Raw genomic sequence first — 21,341 nt, forward strand, 5'->3', positions numbered from 1 at the left:
ATCCTGTGAAAGCGTTCGTGCCATCCATGCTGGCCTCCTGTCACCAGCAGGAAGTCTGAATCACAACGAGCCCGCAAAGGGAATCCCAATCGATTCAGAACGTGTGGAAACCGCTCTAACGCGTTCCTGAACTCATCGTAATGGTGAGCTTGTCGAACAATGTAGCACTGCCGATGGCAGTCAAATGACTTTCGTCGAACTGCATCGGTGTGCCATCTCGAGCGAACACCACGCATCCCTCACCTTCGCGCGGGCACAATGTCCGCAATGGTGACACATATCCAACCCTTGCGCTTTTAGCGATGCGTCGCATCTGCTGATCAAGCTCGAACAACCCGGGAATGAGATGCGTGGCCACCTCCGCAGGACGATTGCGAAACTGTGCAACAGCAAGAAGCTTTGGCAGCGCCGAATCGTAAGCCGGAACCGGCCCGAACAGCAAAACCTGCGCTCCCTTTGCACGCAGAGACGATAAAGTAGATTCCAATGCCGGAAGGTCACGTGCCTGCCAATTACCAGCGACCACCACCAAATTGGGACGGAAACGGGAAAGGCCGTCCGTAAGGCCAAAGTGCATCAATTCACTGCAACGTTGCGGCACCGAGATTGGCTGACGGTCCAGCGGCCTGCAGCCTGAGACTGTGACCTGTCCAATCGTGTCACCGGGGAAGGTTGAGCGAATCCCCGGCAAGAGATGCGCCGCATGGCTGTCCCCCAACACAAGAATTCGGCGACCGGGTCCGGTAGCTGGTAAGCACTTCGAATAGTCGAAGCTGCTCGATGTGTACTTGCTGTCGATAAAGCACGTACCACTGCGAAACGGCAAAGCGGGGTCATAATCGGTGAAAGAAGCCAGTTTCTGTACTTCATGGCCAAAACGTTGCGGGAAACCATGAAAATAGACGATCAAGCTACCTGCAAGACAGAATGCAAATGATGCCGCCAATCCAATCTTGATGACTCGCGTTTTCTGGAACTTATTACTACTGCGGAAGGGTCTTTCGATAAAATACCATGAAACCACAGCCGCGACCATCGACATGCCAACAAGCACCAGTCTGCCGCGCCAATTCATACCGACTGTGAAAGGAAGAAATGCACCACCCTGGCGCGTCAGCACGATCACTGGCCAATGCCACAAGTAAAGGGAATAGGAAATTAGGCCGACAAATCGAATAGGACTAAGAGATAGCAACTGCGAAATGAAGTTGGATCGGTCTTTCGATGCCGACATGATGAGCAGCGCCGTGCCAGCACACGCAGGCACAGCGCTCAGCCCAGGGAATCGTGAAGCCCGATCAAGGAGCAGGATTGATCCAACCACGAGGGCAAAGCCAGCCACGGCGAGCAGGTTTCTCCACCAAACTGAAGCGGGTGCGTCTACATTGCTGGTAGCCAGAATACTCCCGATCAATAATTCCCAAACACGGAATTGGGGCAAGTAGAAAGAGGCCTGGGAATCACTTCGAACGAATACTTCTGCAGAAATAAGAGATACCAATGCAATTACAGCCAATAAATAGGTTACCTTGGCACCGAACCTCTTCCAGCCCAAACTCAGGATTAAAGGAAACACTAAGTAAAATTGCTCCTCCACTGCCAAAGACCAGAGATGAAGGAGCGGGTTATTATCTCCTTCGAAGTAATTTATCGTCACATAAAAGTAGACGTTAGCCAGGGAAAGAGCGGAAAATATGACACTTGAACCAAGCTTCAAATATTCCACAGGAAATAGTAAGAAAAATGCTGCTGTGATGACCGCGAACAGAACGACAAACAATGCTGGAAAAATACGCCGAATGCGCCGATCATAAAAATCTACATATGAGAATCGATCTTGACTGATCTCCTTAAAGATAATTGAACTAATCAGATATCCTGAAATGACAAAGAATATATCAACACCAACGAAACCCCCAGTAACTATAGGGAAGCCCACATGGAAGAGTACGACGGGAACTACTGCTACGGCTCGCAGTCCATCGATATCCGGTCTGTAGAATCCCTGCCTCTTCATTAGAAATTATCTCTCTCAGGAAAAATGACTGACTTTGTTAAAGTTCATCTTTGATTTGTTTATTTCTCTTAAAAACGAAATAAAAATAAATAAAAACAACCAGCGTATTAACATTATTAGATAATGTTCCAGCAAATATGATCGCATTGAAACCAAGATGAGCAACAGAGGGAATCAATACCATAGCCGAAATTAATGCAAATACTTGACCGACTGCAATAATCTTGGGCTCACCTCTTGCAAGAAACACAACGTTGCAACCATAGCGTATTGACTCGACTGCGTATCCAAACGCTGCGATCGCGACGGTTGCTTGGGTGATGCCGGCTGCTGGCTCGCCGAAGAGCAAGCGCGGAAACCAGCCACCAACGGAGGTAAGCGCAACTGCGTAGGTTCCGGAGGCCAACCCTATCAATGACATCGCTCGCAAAGCAATGGACCAATGGCGATTCCTCAGTTTCTGATCAGGCTGCATTGCGAACCGTGGGATCATGATGGACATAAGGACGATGACCATCTGCGCAGGCGGCACAATTAGCGTCATGATGACTCTCAGTGTCCCACTCGCGGAAACCCCAGCCAAGGCACCGATCAGTATGACCGGACCGAGATTTCCAAGCCATGACATCGCGTTCGAGGCAAACAACCATCGCCCTGTCCGCCAGAGCCGGGCCTGTGTCCAGCGGGCCAACTGCCAAGTAGGCCGAGAAAGCCTGAGCGCCTTATGCTGTACAAACAGCATAAGGGCGGCGGCGAAGTTGGCCGCTCCCACGATCAACATCGCCACAGCAGGATCCCGGCTGCGGAGCACCAATATGAGAGCGACAACGCCGGCGGCGGTCGCGATCGCGTTGACTAGCGCTGCGGCAGCCGCCTCTTTGCGCAACCCATCGAGGTAGTAAAGGCGGCGAGCAGCATTCTGTGCACGCAGTCCGACGAACGCGAGGCCAGTCGCCGGGATCAGTCCAGCCTCCGGTAGCTTCAGCCGAACCGCAACCGGCCACGCAATCACAAGTGTCGAGAAGATCGCCAGCGAGTAAACAAATGAAATCGTGAGAAAGGTCCCTCGAAACGCGGCGCGCGAGCTTAAAGGTAGGCGCCGAACTGAAGCCGGGACACCATCACCGAACAGGCCCATGCTCGACGTTTCCAGAAATTGCAGGAGGACCCAGGCAATGCTGAGCCAGCCAAAGCTTATGCCCCCCAACCAATGCCCCATTGCCGCGGTGAAGGTGAAGTTGACCCCTGTAAGGATGAGTTGCTCAAGCAACCCAAAGGAGACCGCGCCAGCCCATTTGGACATGACTTGCGCACCGCGTTGTTGAAATCGGGCGATCACCTCAAGCGGCTTCCCACAAGCGCCATATGGCGCCCGTTGGGTCTGCTCCGACGCGGGGGTAGCCCGGTTACCGCTTCCGCTGATGACCGCAAAAACAACTTTGCATATAGGAAGGAGAGCAGGAACAGTGTGGTCGTATTGGGCACAACTACAGGCACTTCGTTGAGCGAGGAAACAAGGCAGTAGGTAAAGACTCCCAAAGGAGCGACCGCATAGGAGACGCTACCGTCAATCAAAGCTCGTACTGCATAGCGACCGGCGAAATAAAACACTGCCGCGTAAGTCGCACCGCCGATCAGGCCGAACTCGATGAGGGCCTGAAGGAACCCGCTCTCGAAGTTCTGATAGCGCGAGTACCACAGCCCGGTTCCAGCGTTCAGCGCCTCGCCCAGCGAGTTGTCGGTGCCGCTGAACGCCTCGCCGTAGCCATAACCGAAGATCGGCTGTGCACTGAAATGGCTGTACCAGGATTCGTAGAGGTAGGTGCGACCGGTAAAGGTATCGTCGCGGTTGAACAATTCCAGCCATGTGTCGGGGAATGCGACGAGTGCGGCGATCACGGCGACCACCACCACGCCAACCAGCCCGGCAATCGCCGGAGCGCGCCGATAGGTCACCCCAACGAACATGACCGCGATGCTCAGTGCACCCGACAGGATCGGGCTAACGGCACCGCTGAGCAGCAGCGCCACCATGAAAATGCCGAGGCGAACGAACAGCGCAGCAGACCATTTGCCGCCGGGCGACAGTGCCATGCCCACACCGATGACGATGGCCTGCACGAAGAATGTCGCCGCGAGGTTCTTGTGCGGGAAAATGCCCGCATACGGGGTTGTGCCCAGGAGCGTGTTGCGCTGCAGACGGTCGTATACGACAGCAAACTCGGCGTTGGCGAGCAGCGGATAGAGCAGCAGGTGTACGACAGTCAGGACCACCGCGAGGCTGAAAAAGATACTGAGCACTCGGTCGCTGCTGAAGCGGTCGGCGGCCCAGCCGCCAAACAGAATGGTCAGAACGAGGCTCACCAGTTTCACGATGCTGGAAATCTCGACGCCGTTGGTGACGTAGGCCACGACCGAGGTCAGGGTCAGGATTCCGCCAAAGATCCACGTTTTCGGGATGGTCAATGGTTTGATCAAGGCAATCGCGCCGATCAGCACAGCGTAGAGTGTCAGCCAGATCGCGACATAAGCCTGTGATTCCGATGCCTTGCCGACGTTGTTCACATCGGAAAGGTCGACGAAAACCAGATAAAAGGCATTGCTGACCATCGCCAGATAGACGGTGAAGAACGCCAGAGGGAACTGCGAAAGCAGACTTCGCCGCATCAGACCATTCCTCTCAACGCAGTCAGGATCTCGTCAGCCAACGACAGCGCACGGGCACTCGCCAGTTCTTTCACTCGGCCCGGATCACGCGATTGGGCGATCACCATCCCGCCCGGTGCCTCGGACAGCGCCAGAGCCATCAGCAGGCTTACGGCGCCCCGCGGTTCGGTGCAGTGGATGGACGTCCGGTCGGTCACTTCTGCGGCAAAGGCCGAATGCGCCTCGAAGATCGACTGTAGTTGCGGCAGGTTGTGCACGACACCATGCCGGTTCGTCGCCATCTCAGGCGAAGCTGCGAGATGTTGGCCATCCAGCCGCCAGACGCCCTGTGCCATGGCCAGCGGTGCAGACAACGGCCATGACATGGCCTGAAGGCTCTCGGTGCGCGACCCGACGCCGGCGACACCAATTTTTCCCTCCCGCTGCAATTCAGACAGCAACTCGAGCAGTTCCGGCGATAGATCGCTGGCCAATGCCTCATGCAGCAGGAGCACATCGATGTGATCCCGGCCCAGCGCGCGGAGGCTTTCCTCGACCGATGCACGGACAAAGCCGGTGTCGAACTGACCCCGAGGCGCGGCTGCGCGCATCTTGTTGCCAAGTTTGCGGCGCAATCCCGGAACTGCCGCCAGCCCAACGCGCGCGGTGCTCCGCACAAGGTGCCCCAGACGCCCGGGCCGGCTGCCCCGCCCAATGCCGACTTTCGTCGTTACGGTCGCAGCGCTGCCGAATTCCTTGATGGCACGGCCGAGAAACTGCTCAGCCTCACCAAACCCGTAGGAGGGCGCTACGTCGAAATGGCGAACGCCGGCGTCCCATGCGGTTGTGAGCAGTTTGCGTGATGGGGTCCAGCCGGTCGAACCGCCAAGGCCGCCACAGCCGAAGGCGATGCGGGTCGTCCGCCGGCCATTGGCGAGTACGATCTCATCCATGCACGGCTCGCAGCTTCTGGTTCAGGCGCAAGGCCAGCGCGATCGCGGTGAACGTGCAGTTCACGAAGCCGGAGGTCGGAAATACAGCGGCGCCGGCGACGTAGACGTCATCCGTACCAAAGACCTTAAGGTCCGGATCAACCACCCCCGTAGCCGGATCCGCGCCGATTCGCGCTCCGCCCATCTGATGATTGGTGTCGTCGCCTTCCTCCAGCAAGGCTGCGTCGCGTGCCGTGATCCGGGCATCCAGATCGACCGTTGCAATGCCTTCGCGTGCCAGCAGATCGCGAATGTTCTCGGCGCAGGCGGCAACGGTCTCGATTTCCCGGCCATCAACCGTCCAATTCAGCGCAAGGACCGGCAGGCCCAGGGCATCGCGTTCGTCCCCACGCGTGATCGCCGATTGAGCAACCGGCACCTGTTCGGTCGTCACGCGCAACTGGATCGCCGCGTTGCGCGGATGAAACGCCCGGTTGGAGCGCAGATAGCGCACCACCATCGGCAAGGCGACACGCGCTACGCCAATGAAATGGCGTGGCAGCTCGCGCCAGTTCGCTGGCAGTTTCCCCCTTCGCAGACTGCGCATGAAGTGTCTGAGATTCTCGGCATTTTCCTTGTAGGAGGTCGAGAAGATGAACGCACCGCATGCCTGCAGCAGCCCATCCCTGCGCTGCACGGCCTCGCTGAGCTTCAGCTTGGGATTGTATTTGTATCCGCCGAGAAAGACGTTCTCGAACAGGCTGTCAAAGCGCTTGCGATCTGCAACCCTGACAGTGCCGACAATCACGTCGATATGGTCATAGTAGCCGCGCCCCAGCCAGGGGTTGGCGTTCCATGGCGCCGCTTCCCCGCTGACATAGGGCTGCTGCAGCATCCGAACGATCTCGAACGTGCCGCAAGCCAGAACGAACGCACGCGCACGCACGCGCACTTCCTTGCCGCCGAGCGTCCGGACGACAGCCTCGTGCCGTCCATCTGGCAGCGGCGCGAAGCCCACGAAGTTCGCATGGAGCAGAACGGTGGCGAGTGGCGAGGCGATGTCCTGCGCATAATGGACAGCAAGGCTCGGTTCCTTGAGCCAGCGTGTGAAGAAGTAATCGAGCCCCGGGTCATCCGCCAGTTGCGCCCCTGCCTTGGCACAGACCCCCGCATCGTCGGAAATCGCCGCATCCATGCCGAGCAGCGTGTTCGCGGCGTCGTACCACGGATCCACGTCTGCGCGGGTGAAAGGCCAGCCCAGCCCGTCGCACTGCGCCCGCGGCTCGAACACAATGGGATCGAAGCGGCCGAGCTGGCCGCCCCAGAAATGCGTTGTGCCGCCAAGCAGGCGGAACCGGCCGATATGGACGCCCTCATGCAGCTTCCCGGTGGACCGGGCAGAGCGCACGATATCCTGCGAGCGATTCTCGAGCCCCGCACCGCCCGCCTCGATCAGCAACGTACGTTCGCCGCGCCGGACGCGGTCGGCCAGCATCGACAGGCCGACTGCCCCGCCGCCGATGATCACGACATCTTCTTCCAGCGGTCCGGCGACCTGGGAATCTTCGAGATCAAGCAGCATAGGGGGGCGGTATCACAGGCATGGAAGGGGAGAAAGCCTCGTGCGGTGCCGTCAAAGGCAGGTTAAGGATGCTTGTGCGATGGATCATCGCCGGGACCATAAGCCAATCGAGGGAAGCGCTGTGATTTATCGCCATATGTTGCTTGTGACCGCCGTCCTGTTCCTGGCAAGCCCAGCCGTCGCTGAAGAATCCCATGTCTACGTCCGATCCGATGGCGATGCCTCGGGTGATGGACGCAGCCCACAAACTGCCGTTTCGTCGCTTGCTCGCGCGCGCGATATCGCGCGCCAGCTGCCCAGCCCCCGCACCGTTCATCTCGACGGGAAGTTCGTCATGGATGGACCGCTCGAACTCGGGCCGGCGGACTCGGGCACGTCGTGGCTCGGCGGCCCGAACGCAGCTCTCACCGGGCAGGGCAAAGTGCCCTATGCGATCCATGGATCGAGCCTTCGGGATGCTTCCTTCGCCGGTTTCGCGATCAGCGATTTCGCAAAGCAGGGGATCAACCTGGTCGATCCCGCGCGGGTCACCATTTCTGGTCTGGCAGTTTCGCGGATCACCTCTGACGCCTGGAGCCAGGGCGGCATCTTCGTATCCGGCAACATCAAGGACCTTGCGATCACCGGCAATACCGTGAGCGATACCGGCTACATCGGCATCGGCGTCTTCTCGAACTATGGACAATCCGGTGTGCGGATCAGGATTGCCGACAACCGGGTCGAGCACACCTGCAAGAAAGTTGCCGACTGCGGCGCGATCTACCTCGGTGGGCGCGGCACCAACAGCGGCTCGCAGATCACCGGGAACATCATCAACGACTTCGGCCCGCAAAGCTCGAAGGGACGCGGCATCTATCTCGATGATTGGGAGTCCAACGTCACGGTCACGAACAATTGCGTCGCTGGGCCGGGTCTCTTCGGCATGCACATTCACGGCGGGCGCAACAACAAGATCACCGGCAACCGGATCGACGCCCGCGGCCTGCGCGCGGCGCTCCTGAACCAGGCAAACTGGCACCAGCCCAAGCGCGACATGCTTGGCAATGTCTTTGCCAACAATACGATCCAACTCGACCCGGCGGTCCCCAATCTGCTCGAAGAACGTCAGTCGCGCGCCACGCAGATGGTCCGAATGTCCGGCAATCGCATTATCGATCAGGCCCCGCCGGGCAGGTGCCCCTTCTGAGCGACGATGCCGCAGGAGATCGCCAGGGATCGCGTGCGCCCCTCGCATCGGATCAGGTCCCGAGGGCCTTGAACACACCTGCGGCAAAACGCTGCGCCATCTGCTCGATGGAATAGCGATCGGCCATGGCCCGAGCTTCGTCCGCCATGGCCGATCGTCTTGCCGGATCGAGCAGCAGATCGGCCACCGCATCACCATAGGCCTGAGAATTCTGCCAATCCGCAACCAGCAGTCCGTTCACGCCCGGCTCGAGATAGGCGATCTCCGGGCTATGCCACGGGAACGCGGTTGTCGCGATCGGCAGGCCGGTGACGCCGGCATCGAGGATGGCAAGGCCCATCAGGCCGGGCATGAGGAAGACATGCCCCATGCACATCAGATCGACCTTTTCCTGCCCGAAGCGCGGTCCCATCACGTGCATCCATGGCCGCGTCCGGGCCAGCTCTTCGGTCAACGGCAAATCGGAACCACCGCCGATAACCACGAACTCGAAGTCCGGCACGCGCGAGCGGATAAGGTCCGCCGCCTCGACCAGAAAGCCCATGCGCTTGTCAGGGTAGATGCTGCCGATGAACACACCGATCGGACCGGGACCGATGCCGAACTGTCGGCGCAAAGCTTCAAGTCGGCCCTCGTCCGCCGCCGCCACCTGCTGGCGCAGTTCAGTGGTATCGACCGCATTGTTGAAGACGGTGATCCGTTCGCTGGGATAGCCCAGTGATTCAACGTGGCGGCGTGTCTCATCAGTATAGGCGAACCACCAATCCGCCTTCGTTGCCCAGAACTGCTTGAAGCGCTCCCCGGCACCATCCGGATTGCGCGACTGGAAATTGCGGCCGTGCCCGAAATAGGCGACCTTGTTTCCGCGCAGGCGAGACAGGGCGAGCAGGCCATAGTTCACCAGCAGCTTGTTCTCCTGCTGGACGATGGCGAGGTCATAGCCGCTCGCCTCCAGCAGGACGTGCTGGTATTCCTGACCGGAAAACCGTGTGAGCGGCACGCACCGCCCCCACTCGATGTCCACAGTATCGTTCTTGAAGCGGTCACGCTTGCCGAGGTGCGAGTAGTAGACAACGTAGTCCACGCCCGCTTCACGCAGGATCTCCCGCAAGCGCTCATGAAACGGCCGCCGATAGTGGTATGACGGCGGATAGATGAAGCAGACGCGTTTCAAGTTCGCTGTCCCCTGAACCGATGCCTCAGACACTCACCTGCGGTGATACTGCGGCCAGTGCGCTACCGCGCCCGAACTGCGCATCGTACTTGTTGATCAGGTCGACCGTGTTTCTGATGTTGCCCGCCGAAGAAGCGCCGAAAAGCAGCGCTTCGATGTTCTTCTGCTCGCAGACATATTCGACCGCCTCCGTCGCCGGGATCGCGCCGGAAGCGAATATCGACATCGCGATCGGGCGGAACTTGCGCTCGGCGATGGTCTTCTCGTAGTTGTCGAGGCCGCCCGCCGTCCGGAACGCGATCTTGTTGATGTTCGCGCAGATGATCGGGTTCTCGATCCCGATACCCTCGAGCACATCGAGCAGTCGCGGCAGGTTCATCGTGATGAAGCCCGGCTCCGCGTTGTACTTCGCCTTCACGTGATCCGCGAACATGCGGAAAGCATCATAAGCACCGAGGCCGAGAATGAGGTCGGTCACGACGTTCTGGATGAAAATGATCGGCGTGCTGAGGCCGTTGAACATCTGCATCTCGGCATCGATCAGCATGCCCGCGAGGCTTTCCATGTCCATGCGCGCCAGCGAGAGACCGCCCTTGAGCAGCGATCCGATCTTGCTTTCGCCGGGCAGCAGCTTGGAAAGTGCCCCGGTCATCCCGTACTCGGTCACCGCGTTGGCGTATTTGTGCGCGTAGGGCATGCACGGGTAGAACTGGAAACCGGGGTAGCGGTCCGGATTGGCGCGGAAGTGATCGCACACCTCGCCAACGCGCTCGTGCGTGGTGCACATGAACACCCGGATGCCCGCGTCATAGGCATTGTCGAGCGTCTTGATGATCTCGCGAATGTCCTGAAAACGCATGGCCTGCGCACGCGCCTTTTCCTCGGACATGTGGTTCACGCCGAAGAACTGGTTATCGCCGAAGAGAATTCTTTCCATTGCTCGTCTTCCCCTGGACCGGCTTACTGCGACTTGCCGAAAAGGCGGGCGAGGCCGGTCCGTGGCCGCGCTCTGGTCTGCGTTGAAGCGGCGACCATCTCTCCATCGTCGATCCGGATTGCATCGCGCGTCGCAGCCGCACGGATCGCGTCGACGGTCATGTCCGCCTCGACCGCCGTGGCGAATGTGCTGCGCGTGGCCTTGTCACCCGCAGCGACGTGCCGTGCGAAATGCTCGATCTGGGCGGAGTATTCCTCGCCGCGCAGATAATAGTCCACCGGCTCGGTCAGCTCGGTCGTGTAGCGCACGTTCCAGCCCTGGTTGAGGCCGAGATCGGGCCGGGGTTCACGCATGTAGACCTGCACTTCCTGGCGGTCCGCGATGATCTTCCCCTTCGTGCCGTAGAGCGTGAGCTTGGTCGACATCTTGCGATACGATTCGTCGCTCCAGTTGACCTGCAGCGTCGCGGTCATGCCGTCATCATACCCCATCAGGGCATAGACTTCATCGTCGACTTCCTCGGAGAAGACCGAGCCCAGCGATGCCGAAAGCACAGTGTCGGGCCGGCCGACGCAGTAGTTGAGCAGGTCGAGCGCGTGGGTTGCGTAGTCATAAAGCGCGCCGCCGCCCGTCTGCTTGCTGCCGCGCCAGGAGCCCGTCTTGGGGCGCAGCACGACGGGACCATAGGCTTCGGCCGTCACGTGGTGGATGCGGCCGAGGATGCCCGCATCGACAAGCGACTTCACGTGCACGAACGAGCCCACGAACCGGTAGTGATACCCCACCTGGTTGACGATACCCGCCGTTTCAGCTGCCTTGGCGAGCGCGATGCCGTCCGCGGTTTCCAGCACGAAAGGCTTCTCGCAGAAAATGGCGAGACCCTTGGCGATCGCCGCCTCCACCATGGGAACGTGCGCCTTGGGCGGCGTAGCGATCACGACCGCATCGAGCGGCTCCTTCGCGAGCATCTCGGCGTAGTCGGAATAGCTGCGCGCCTTGGTATAGCGCCCCATCACCGACGCCACGAGCGGCGTGGAATCACACGTTGCGACGAGCTCGATGCCCGACGTCGAATTCAGGATGGCCTGATGGGATATGCCCATCTTGCCCAATCCTACCAGTGCAACGCGAACCATCCGGATTCCCCTTCTGCAATCTCGATTCCCGGCCCGCACAAAGGGGCCAAACCCTCAGCCGCGGCGCTTGCCGCCGCCGGACACCCTGCCCGCAGTGCCGCGCACCATCGCACCGAGCATCCACACGCCTGACCACCAATAACGCTTGGCGCGCAGCTTGGGCTGCACGATCAGGCGGAACAGCCACTCGAGCCCCAGCTTGCGCAGGATCAGCGGTGCCCACGGCACGCGGCCGGAGTGGTAATCGAACGACGCGCCGACACCCACCATCCACGGCACGCCGGCCTCATCCTTGATGTCGGCGATCATCGCTTCCTGCTTGATCAGCCCCAGTCCGACCCAGACGATGTCCGCCTCGGATTCGCGGATCTGACGGATCATCGCGCTGCGCTCTTCGGCCGTCAGCGGCCGGAAGGGCGGCTCGTAGATCCCGCAGACGATGAGCCCTGGAAATTGCTCGCCAAGCCGCCGCCCCATTTCCTCTGCAGACCCGTCGCGTCCGCCGAGATAGAAATGGCGCCATCCCCGCGTCGCACCGTATTCCGATGCGTCAAGCTGCAGGATCGGCCCGTTGTAGCGACTGATCGAATCGCCCGCGGCCTTGGCTGCGGCGATGACCCCGACCCCGTCGCACAGCGAGTAGTCCGAGCCGCGGATGAACTTCCCGTGGCTCGCCAATCTGCGCGCATGATAGAGGGATTCGGTATTGGTGATCGAAATGTAGTGGCCCGGTGAACGCTCGCGGATGGCCTTGTCCATCGCCGCGAGGATTTCCTCGTGAGGATCCACGTCGATCGGAAAGCCGTCAACGTCGACACGGTATTGGGGAGTGCTCGAACCCATGCTTAGTCCTCAGACCCGGATTTCGGCCGGGGCATCACCCTCGACATGCGCCAGATACCAGCGGTATGTCTCGGCCAACCCCTGCTGCAACGATACGCGGGGCTTCCAGCCCATCGCGCTGAGGCGGCCCGAGTCCATCAGCTTGCGCATCGTGCCGTCCGGCTTGGTGGTATCGTAAGCGATCCGGCCACGAAAACCGGTCACTTCGGCGATCATTGCAGCGAGTTCGGCGATCGAAACGTCCTCGCCATAGCCGACATTGATGTGGCTCAGCATGGGCTGGGTATTGGCCGCATAAATGTCGTCCGGCAGATCCAGCACGAACAGCGAGGCTTCCGCCATATCGTCGACATGGAGGAACTCGCGCCGCGGCGTACCCGTGCCCCAGATCACCACTTCTTCCAGCCCCTGCCGGGCCGCTTCATGAAAGCGGCGGATCAGCGCCGGCATCACGTGCGAGTTTTCCGGATGGAAGTTGTCGCCGGGGCCATAGAGGTTGGTCGGCATCACGCTGCGATAGTCGGTGCCGTGCTGGCGGTTGTAGCTTTCGCAGAGCTTGATCCCGGCAATCTTGGCGATCGCATAGGGCTCGTTGGTGGCTTCGAGCACGTCGGTCAGCAGCGCTTCCTCGCGCATCGGCTGGGCAACGGCACGGGGGTAGATGCACGATGAGCCAAGGAACAGCAGCTTGCTGATCCCGGCCGCAAAAGCCTGATGGACCACGTTGCACTCGATCATCAGGTTTTCGTAGATGAAGTCGGCAGGATAGGTGTTGTTGGCATAGATGCCGCCCACCTTGGCCGCTGCCAGAACCACGGCATCGATCTTCTCGTCCTGAAAGAAGTCGCGCACATCGGCCTGACTCGTGAGATCGAGCTCGGCGTGGGTGCGTATCACGACTTCGGCACCGCGCTCGGTCAGCTTGCGGCTGATTGCGCCGCCGACCATGCCGCGGTGTCCAGCAACATAGACCCGCATGTCAGGATTCCAGCGAGACGGGCAATTCGAACCCGTGCCGCTTGAGAAGCGAGTGACGCTGCGCGGTCTTGAGGTCCTCGGCGATCATCTCGCGGCACATTTCCTGCACGCTGATTTCCGGCACCCAGCCCAGTTGCTGCTTGGCCTTGGAGGGGTCGCCCAGCAGGGTTTCGACCTCGGCCGGACGGAAATAGCGCGGATCGATGCGCACGACGACATCGCCGGGCGATACGGCTGGCGCAAGATCACCGCTGACCGAATCGACGATCCCGACCTCGTCGATCCCGCTGCCTTCGAAGCGCAGGGTGATGCCAAGGTGCCCGGCCGACCAGGTGATGAACTCGCGCACAGAATACTGCACACCGGTCGCGATCACGTAATCTTGCGGATCGTCCTGCTGCAGCATGAGCCACTGCATCCGCACATAGTCCTTGGCATGCCCCCAGTCGCGCAGCGCATCGATGTTGCCCATGAACAGGCAATTCTCGAGGCCTTCAGCGATGTTGCTCAGTCCGCGGGTGATCTTGCGGGTCACGAAGGTCTCGCCGCGGCGCGGGCTCTCGTGATTGAACAGGATGCCGTTGCACGCATACATCCCATAGGCCTCGCGGTAGTTCACCGTGATCCAGTAGGCGTACATCTTGGCCACCGCATAAGGGCTGCGCGGATGGAACGGCGTGGTCTCGCGCTGCGGGATCTCCTGCACCAGGCCATAGAGCTCCGAGGTCGAAGCCTGATAGAAGCGCGTCTTCTTCTCGAGGCCCAGGAAGCGCAGCGCCTCCAGCAGCCTCAGCGTACCGATCGCGTCGACGTCAGCGGTGTATTCCGGCGCTTCAAAGCTCACCGCCACGTGGCTCTGCGCGCCGAGATTGTAGATCTCGTCCGGCTGCACATCGTGGATGATGCGGGTGAGATTCGAGGTGTCGGTGAGGTCACCGTAATGGAGCTTCATGTCCGGCGAGGGCGCATGAGGATCCTGATAGATGTGGTCGATGCGCTGCGTGTTGAACAGCGAAGCACGGCGCTTGATGCCGTGAACTTCATAGCCCTTCTCGAGCAGCAACTCGGCCAGATAGGAACCATCCTGCCCGGTTACGCCCGTGATCAACGCTACCTTCTTGCCAGTCAATTGCTGCTCCCCAAACAAGTCATCGCACATCAGGTCGGTGAGATTCCGCTTCGCGGCATTTCATTCATGCTGCATCGCAGCTACCGCGTCCGGGTCAGCTGGCACACCTTGCGGGAAAGCCTGAGCGAACCGAGGCCGAAAACATCCATATCGTACGCTTCCCGCGCAAAAAGCAGTCGTTCCCGCTAACGAACGGGAACTGTAGGATCACTATGCGTTCGAGTATATCCAAGCTTTCCCCGCTATAGTCAACCAGCGCATGCCGCGGTGCATCAAATTAATACAGCACCTGCACAATTGAACCAATCCGGTGCGAAGACGGCTTCGGTCAGCCGCTGCCAACCGAAGTTCCGCCACCTTGGTTTGTTCGAATCGGCTCCCAGGACCCGGCCCGTTTCGCGAATCCGGAAGCCCGGGCTGGTTCAGGCGATCACGCCCTTGTTGGTAACGCGCCAGTTGTTGTTCGACTGATCGAACGCCACCCGGCAGGAACCATTCTGCGCGAGCGTGCAGAGCGTGGTCGATCCCTGCTTGACCAGCAGGTTGAAGGCGCCGCCGGCGGGCCGGAAGATTTCGAACTCGTCGCCATCATCGGCATCGATCGTTTCCAGCGTCAGCGTGCGGTCGGCCGTCAGGGCGATCGAGAATCGCTGGAACATGCGGTCACGGCCTGCGCGGATCGAGGCATCGGCATCACTTCGGGTTGCCACGCCCTTGTATTGGCCGCGAATCGCCAGGCTCTTCACCGTGACGGTTCCGCCGGTGGACAGGTTGACGAACGGCTTCACGCTATGTTCCGCCCGCGCGTCGTCAACCCAGATATCGGCATAGCTGAACGATACAGCGCCGATGGTAATGCTTGTGAATGCGTAGGCGCTGTTGGCTATTGAGCCGCCGGCGGTGATTTCGATCCCGTGGTTGCGAGACTTGAGCACCGCCCCATCGGTCAGGTTGAAACCATTGGTCGTCGCCAAGACGATCTTGCCGCCGTCAAAGACCAGCGACGTCGCAACGTTCATCGACGCAGGGCTGCGAACCGTCGTGTTGATGTACTCGGTCATGCAGCCGGTATTGCCCGAAACGTTGCCGGGCCAGCCAGCACTGCTCGTGCTCATGTCCACTTCCGAGTTATGCAACGAAACGAAGTTCCAGCCGGCTCCGCTGTAGACCATGTTGTGGACCAGCGAATTGCGGATATTGACCTTGTGCGTGCCCGATCCGCTGAAGGTCGTGCCAGCGAACGAAATGAGCGAACTGGCCGCATTGGGCGTACCGACAAGCGTGCTGCGATGGCGGAAATTGGTGATCTCGAGCCGGCTGTTGCGCGCGGCGACGACGCTGTAGCGCACCCCCACCTGCAGGTTTGTTTCCAGCCCGTCGATCGTGACATTGGTGCCGCGCACCTGCACGGCGCAATTGAGCCCGCTGCTCGGCTGGCCGGGATCCTCATTGTGGGTGCCGTACGCCTTGATATTCTCGAAGCGCACCTGATCGCTGTGGGTATGGGTGTCCCAGGTGGCCGCGCTGCACGAGATGCCTTCGCCGGTCACCGCAATGCGCCTGACGACGCCGCCGCTGAACGTCAAAGGCTGCGTCAGTCCGGTTGCCGTCCCGACAATGATGTCCGAATAGGCATGGCGGACGTTGCGCGCATGCACCTCGATCTTGCAGTCCGTCGTCGCCGCGGCAGCGCATACGCCATAGCCGAACGAGTTGTTGGCCTCATCGTCGCGCAGGTCCCGGACTTTGGCGCGAACCCGCCCGCCCATGCAGGAAAGCAGCATCACGCCGCGCGAGGAGTTGCTGTCGATCCGCACGTCGATGTCCGGGCCCACATAGCCTTCCACGCGAACGAGGTCGCGAGTGGTGTTCTGCTCGCCCTTGATGTTGAGGTTGAGGACGCACAGGTTGTCGCCAAGCTTGGCCACGGACCCGGCGGTACTGTAGAGGTTCCACTCGCCGAGAACCCGGTCGAGAAACACCGTGTTTCCGCCCGATTTGGCCAGCACCATCGCGATCTCGGCGAGGTTGGTGTAGTTCGTCGTGCTCACGCCATTGAAGTACGAGAACGTGTTGTTCACGCTGTCCGAGAGATAGACGTGATCGCCGGCCGCAAGGGCTGCGTATGTCGCCGCGTCCACCGTGAGCGCGGTCACGAAGCTGCCGGTCGAGGCAGGCCATTGTGCCAGCGCAGGGGCCGCGGTCCACGATCCGACAGCGGTAAAGCTGTTGCGCGCGCGAAAGCCGTTTGCACTGCCGATGAAATTGATTAGCGCGTCATCCGCGCACGAGATGGCGCAGTAGCCGTTGATCGTCGACCAGCCCGTGATGTTGATGCTGCGGTCGATCAGCAGCGGGCGGCGAAGGCTGTTCATCTGCGAGATCGCGCTCGCAAGACCGGCCGTCTCGTTCGGCAGAATGGTGCCGCCCAGCATGCTGGTGAGCCGGATCGGATTGGGATCGCCCGTTCTGGCGAAAGCGGCGGTAGCGATGGATCGGCTGATCATGTCCGTGGGCATTTTGCGGCTCCTCTGGCGGGCGCTGGCGCGCGGCGCGCGCGGGTCGTTCCGGCATGACGCCCCACGCCGGCGCGCACAGCGGCGCGCCGGTCGGTTCGGTGCCGGTTCGATGTTGGCTTGGTGGATCGAAGAATGTGCGGGGCCGGCGCCCCCGGCAGGGATGCTACTGCGCGAGGCGGTACGTGACCGTTCCGGATTGCAGCGCGACATCGAGATAAAGGCCGGCTGCGGCCTCGGCCTCCTCCCAGACGGGCTCGCACACGTTGGCCGAGAATTGCCCCCAGGTACGGCCGCCCATCGTCACCGGCAGGCGCGTTGCCCCCCCGTCGATGGAACGGAGCAGAGACACGGTCCCGGTCCACGTTCCGGACAGCGAGATCACGACCGGTTGACCGGCAGCCGGAGCGAACGGCCCGAAAGTGGCGCTCGAGGATGTTGTCCCGCCGAGCGGCACCGGCTTGTTGGCCACCACCGGGGTTACCGGCAGCGGAGAACCGTTGGCAACGAGCTGCGCACCGCTTGCACCATCGGAGAAGCTCACCGCGAAGGTTGGGGTATATCCGGCGGGCGATAAGACATCGTTGGGCATCGGCGACTCCAGATTGTGCAGTGGACAGATCCGGAGATAACCTATTTGGTACTTTATTGCAAGTCTGTTAACCATTTGGTATTGCTACCCTGGACCGTGGCCTGCCCCTGGCGCGTTCTGCCGCACCCGGATTTCGATTCCAAACAAGGTTATGCAGCGGGCTGGCAATGCCCAATGCCTTGATCGCTCCAGAGAAAGCCCGCGACCAGGAGGCGCCCCGGGATTGCATTCGCAACCCGAACGGACGCAGTCCTGCCCGTTCGCCACAGTGGTTCGTGCTTGTGGGATAATCCGACGAACTCTTCGCAATCGCAAAAGAGAATCCGAGCCCGATATGTCATGCTGCACCAGGCCGATCGAACCGCAATCACGCGTCCGTCAGGACCGCTGCGAGCCTTACTTCGGAACGCTGAAGCTTCCGCTTACCCGGCCACCGGAACGCGCAGGCTCGCCCGACGAGGCAGCCGAGATGCCGCCGGACGACCGTCCGTCGATATTCGAGATACCCGTATTGAGGTCGATCACCAGCCGCCCGCCATTCAGCGTATCGGACCCGCGCCGCAGTGCGACGTTGCCGGCCATCGTGATGATCTTGGCGTTGAAATCGTAGACCGCGACATCGCCGCTCGCACGTTCATTGCCGCGTGTCACCACCACGCCGCCAGCCGCGTCGATCCGCTGGATCTGCAGGCTGCCCGCATCGGTATAAGCCACCGTGGTGCGCGCCGCGCGCATTGTGAGGCCAGCCTGCGTGATATCGACGTTGCCCGAAAGCACGACCCGGTTCTGCTTGTCCTGCAACTCGATCCGGTCGGCCGCATAGTTCACCGGCGCCTTGCTGTTATGCGCGGCAATCGCCTGCGCGCCAAGGTACTGGGCGCCAGCCGCCAACGCGGCGCTTGCCGCAAAGCCGATCGCAAGCGATCGCAGGGGCCGTCCGGCCTTCAAGGCTTCGATCAGCGTGGTCATGGCATTTTCAGCTTGCCGGGCTCCATCGTCAGGCGGGCGTGGCCATCGAGCGTGATCGTCCTCGCTTCAAGGTCCGCGCTTATCCTGTCGGCAGAGAAAGTGCCAGCAGGAATGCGCCCCTCGGCGCGCCCCTGGCTGACGAGGCGGCGCTTGGCGATGTCGATATCGGCCCCGGCGGTCACCATGCGATACCCGTCGGAGGTCTCGAAATTGACCGGCGAGGGCACGTCGATCTTCTGCTTGGCAAAGTCATAGACGCCTTCGCCCGTCGTCAGGCTCGCCGGTCCGTCGTTCAGCATGACCCGCGCGGTGATGTCGCGCATCTCGACTTCGTCACGCGTCTCCGAATGCTGGACCGCGCTGCCCGCCGTAACCGAGAAGTTCCGCCCCGAATCGTCCTGCCCCCGGTACATCGCGCTCACGACGCGCAGACGGTCGTTCACCATCGCCACCTTGTTGCGATCGAGGAGGAAGCTGATTTCCCCGCGCGGCGAGAATGGCGCGATCACCAGCACCGCAAGCAGCGCGCCGATCAGCGCGGGCAAGCCTACCGCCAACGCCCGCACCATGCGGTCGTGAAAGCCGCCGGGTGCCGCAACCACCTGGCGGCGCCCTCGCAGGTTGTCCGCCCCTTGCGTCATCGTGCCGGATTTCCCGTCAGCGTCACCTGCAAGCCCTCACTCGTGGCTGAAGATGTCGCGGTCGGCCCAGCCGGCGATGTCGAGCAGGGCCCGTGTCGGCAGGAACTCGAAGCAGGCCTGCGCCACGTCGGTACGCCTTTCGCGGGCCAACCGGTCGACAAGGATGCCATGCATCGCATGAAGATAGCGCACGTCGGACGCAGCATAATCCTGCTGCGCATCACTGAGGCTGGGCGCGCCCCAGTCGCTCGACTGCTGCTGCTTGGAGATTTCCTTGCCCAGCAGTTCGCGCACCAGTTCTTTCAGGCCATGCCGGTCGGTGTAAGTGCGCACCAGCTTGGAGGCGATCTTGGTGCAAAACACCGGCGTCGCCATCACCTTGAGGTAATAGTGGATCGCGGCAAGATCGAAGCGGGCGAAGTGAAACAGCTTCAGCCGCGCCGGATCGGCGAGCACTGCGCGCAGATTGGGCGCAGCATAGTCGCTTCCCGCAGCAAACCGCACGAGGTGCTCGTCGCCATGCCCATCGGAAATCTGCAGCAGGCAGAGCCGATCGCGCGTGGTGATGAGCCCCATCGTTTCGGTATCGACGGCGACCGGTCCGGGCGCAAGCACACCCTCGGGCAGGTCTTCTTCGTGAAAGTAAACAGCCATCCGCCCCGCTTAGGCTTTCGGGGCGGTGGCGGCAAGCGCGGGAATCGGCTCTAGGCCCGGCGCTACACCCGTCCGACGCTGCTGTAGTGCCATCCGGCGGCGCGCACCTCGCTCGGGTCATAGACGTTGCGCAGATCGACCAGCACGCGGCTGTTCACAAGCTGCCCCACGCGCTCGAGGTCGATGCCGCGGAACGCGTCCCACTCTGTAACGAGCACAACGGCATCTGCGCCGGTCACCGCCTCATAGGCATTCTTGGCCATGGTCACTTCGGGCATCAGCGGCGCCGCTGCGTCCATCCCTTCCGGATCGTGGGCAACGATTTCCGCACCGACATCAAGCAGCGCCTGGACGATCGCGATCGAGGGCGCATCGCGCATGTCATCGGTGTTGGGCTTGAAAGTCAGGCCCAGCAGCGCAATCCGCTTGCCGCGGGCTTCACCAACGCCGGCTTCGGTCATCGCCTCGATCACCTTGCGGCCCATCGCCCGCTTGCGGCTATCGTTGGTGCGCACCACCGCCTCGACGATCCGGACCGGGCTCGCATAGTCTTCCGCCGTCTTGAGCAGTGCCAGCGTGTCCTTGGGGAAGCAGCTGCCACCATAGCCCGGCCCGGCATGGAGAAACTTGGAGCCGATGCGGTTGTCGAGCCCGATCCCGCGCGCAACATCCTGCACGTCGGCGCCCACTTTCTCGCACAAGTCCGCCATCTCGTTGATGAAGGTGATCTTGGTCGCGAGAAACGCGTTGGCGGCGTACTTGATGAGTTCCGAACTCCGGCGACCGGTGAACAGCAGCGGTGCCTTGTTGAGGAACAGCGGGCGATAAACCTCGCTCATCACGCCGCGCTCCCATTCCTCCTCGGCACCGACCACGATGCGATCGGGGCGCTTGAAATCGCCGATCGCGGCGCCTTCACGCAGGAACTCGGGGTTGGAGACCACGGCAAACTTGGCATCGGGCGCGCGCTCGCGAATGATTCGCTCAACCTCGTCACCCGTGCCGACCGGAACGGTCGACTTGGTCACGATGACCGCCGGATTGGTGAGGCTATCGGCGATTTCCTGCGCCACCGCGTAGACGTAGGAAAGATCGGCATGGCCATCGCCGCGCCGCGATGGCGTGCCCACTGCAATGAAGATCGCCTGCGCACCGGCGATCGAGGAAGGCAGATCGGTCGAGAACGACAGGCGTCCGGCCTGCACGTTGGTGCCGACAAGTTCGGCAAGTCCCGGCTCGTAGATCGGCATCACGCCGGCATCCAGCCGTGCGATCTTGCCGGCGTCCTTGTCGATGCAGACCACATCATGGCCGAAATCGGCGAAGCAGGCACCCGAAACCAGTCCGACGTAGCCGGAGCCCACCATTGCGATCTTCATAACGGAATCCCCACGCGCACAACCAAAGAT

At 61.1% G+C, this 21,341-nt stretch carries 18 protein-coding genes; 1 reads left to right on the plus strand and 17 read right to left on the minus strand.

Annotation, left to right across the window (positions count from 1 at the left end; translation table 11 throughout):
* Positions 1-115: 115 nt before the first annotated feature.
* Genes Q0071_RS10580 through Q0071_RS10600 form a run of 5 tightly spaced genes read right to left on the minus strand, consistent with a single transcriptional unit; the run spans position 116 to position 7,177 of the window.
* Complete coding sequence (locus tag Q0071_RS10580) at positions 116-2,017, minus strand: acyltransferase family protein (protein ID WP_298168612.1); 1,902 nt, start codon at positions 2,015-2,017, stop codon at positions 116-118.
* A 37-nt stretch (positions 2,018-2,054) separates the two neighbouring features.
* Complete coding sequence (locus Q0071_RS10585) at positions 2,055-3,356, minus strand: hypothetical protein (RefSeq protein WP_298168615.1); 1,302 nt, start codon at positions 3,354-3,356, stop codon at positions 2,055-2,057.
* Positions 3,353-4,684 (minus strand): O-antigen ligase family protein, encoded by a 1,332-nt coding sequence (locus tag Q0071_RS10590; RefSeq protein WP_298168618.1) that lies wholly within the window; start codon positions 4,682-4,684, stop codon positions 3,353-3,355. Before Q0071_RS10590 ends, Q0071_RS10585 begins: the two co-directional genes overlap by 4 nt.
* Complete coding sequence (locus tag Q0071_RS10595; protein WP_298168621.1) at positions 4,684-5,616, minus strand: aldo/keto reductase; 933 nt, start codon at positions 5,614-5,616, stop codon at positions 4,684-4,686. The genes Q0071_RS10590 and Q0071_RS10595 overlap by 1 nt, the downstream gene beginning before the upstream one ends.
* Positions 5,609-7,177, minus strand: coding sequence for an FAD-dependent oxidoreductase (locus Q0071_RS10600; protein WP_298168623.1), 1,569 nt, complete (start codon positions 7,175-7,177; stop codon positions 5,609-5,611). The genes Q0071_RS10595 and Q0071_RS10600 overlap by 8 nt, the downstream gene beginning before the upstream one ends.
* A 136-nt stretch (positions 7,178-7,313) precedes the next feature.
* Here Q0071_RS10600 and Q0071_RS10605 point away from each other — a divergent pair, with 136 nt between their 5' ends.
* Positions 7,314-8,363: a right-handed parallel beta-helix repeat-containing protein gene (locus Q0071_RS10605; RefSeq protein ID WP_298168625.1), complete on the plus strand. Its 1,050-nt coding sequence runs from the start codon at positions 7,314-7,316 to the stop codon at positions 8,361-8,363.
* A gap of 52 nt (positions 8,364-8,415) precedes the next feature.
* Here the strand turns inward: Q0071_RS10605 and Q0071_RS10610 are convergent, their stop codons facing one another.
* From Q0071_RS10610 to Q0071_RS10665, 12 genes are all read right to left on the minus strand, one after another.
* Positions 8,416-9,537, minus strand: coding sequence for a glycosyltransferase family 4 protein (locus Q0071_RS10610; RefSeq protein WP_298168628.1), 1,122 nt, complete (start codon positions 9,535-9,537; stop codon positions 8,416-8,418).
* 25 nt (positions 9,538-9,562) lie between these two features.
* Positions 9,563-10,474 (minus strand): hypothetical protein, encoded by a 912-nt coding sequence (locus Q0071_RS10615; RefSeq protein WP_298168631.1) that lies wholly within the window; start codon positions 10,472-10,474, stop codon positions 9,563-9,565.
* Positions 10,475-10,497: 23 nt separating this feature from the next.
* Entirely contained in the window at positions 10,498-11,610 is a 1,113-nt protein-coding gene (locus Q0071_RS10620; RefSeq protein WP_298168634.1) for a Gfo/Idh/MocA family oxidoreductase, read from the minus strand.
* Between the two features lie 54 nt (positions 11,611-11,664).
* Entirely contained in the window at positions 11,665-12,453 is a 789-nt protein-coding gene (locus tag Q0071_RS10625) for a WecB/TagA/CpsF family glycosyltransferase (RefSeq protein WP_298168636.1), read from the minus strand.
* Positions 12,454-12,462: 9 nt separating this feature from the next.
* Positions 12,463-13,431 carry a GDP-L-fucose synthase gene (locus Q0071_RS10630; protein ID WP_298168638.1) on the minus strand — a complete coding sequence of 323 codons (969 nt, stop codon included), beginning with the start codon at positions 13,429-13,431 and terminating at the stop codon, positions 12,463-12,465.
* Between the two features lies 1 nt (position 13,432).
* Positions 13,433-14,560: a GDP-mannose 4,6-dehydratase gene (gene gmd / locus Q0071_RS10635; RefSeq protein ID WP_298168641.1), complete on the minus strand. Its 1,128-nt coding sequence runs from the start codon at positions 14,558-14,560 to the stop codon at positions 13,433-13,435.
* A 422-nt stretch (positions 14,561-14,982) separates the two neighbouring features.
* Positions 14,983-17,067, minus strand: a complete 2,085-nt coding sequence (locus tag Q0071_RS10640; protein ID WP_298168644.1) for a hypothetical protein — start codon at positions 17,065-17,067, stop codon at positions 14,983-14,985.
* 175 nt (positions 17,068-17,242) lie between these two features.
* A complete protein-coding gene (locus tag Q0071_RS10645) occupies positions 17,243-17,668 on the minus strand; it encodes a hypothetical protein (protein ID WP_298168647.1) in 426 nt (141 codons plus the stop codon).
* 396 nt (positions 17,669-18,064) lie between these two features.
* Positions 18,065-18,637: an LptA/OstA family protein gene (locus tag Q0071_RS10650; protein WP_298168650.1), complete on the minus strand. Its 573-nt coding sequence runs from the start codon at positions 18,635-18,637 to the stop codon at positions 18,065-18,067.
* The gene (locus Q0071_RS10655; RefSeq protein WP_298168654.1) at positions 18,634-19,278 is read right to left on the minus strand and encodes an LPS export ABC transporter periplasmic protein LptC; all 645 of its coding nucleotides are present in this window, start codon (positions 19,276-19,278) and stop codon (positions 18,634-18,636) included. The genes Q0071_RS10650 and Q0071_RS10655 overlap by 4 nt, the downstream gene beginning before the upstream one ends.
* A gap of 36 nt (positions 19,279-19,314) precedes the next feature.
* A complete protein-coding gene (locus Q0071_RS10660; protein ID WP_298168657.1) occupies positions 19,315-19,932 on the minus strand; it encodes a ribonuclease D in 618 nt (205 codons plus the stop codon).
* Between the two features lie 62 nt (positions 19,933-19,994).
* Positions 19,995-21,311: a UDP-glucose/GDP-mannose dehydrogenase family protein gene (locus tag Q0071_RS10665; protein WP_298168659.1), complete on the minus strand. Its 1,317-nt coding sequence runs from the start codon at positions 21,309-21,311 to the stop codon at positions 19,995-19,997.
* Positions 21,312-21,341 lie beyond the last annotated feature (30 nt).

The sequence above is a fragment of the Novosphingobium sp. genome, assembly GCF_027486195.1.
Taxonomy (GTDB): domain Bacteria; phylum Pseudomonadota; class Alphaproteobacteria; order Sphingomonadales; family Sphingomonadaceae; genus Novosphingobium.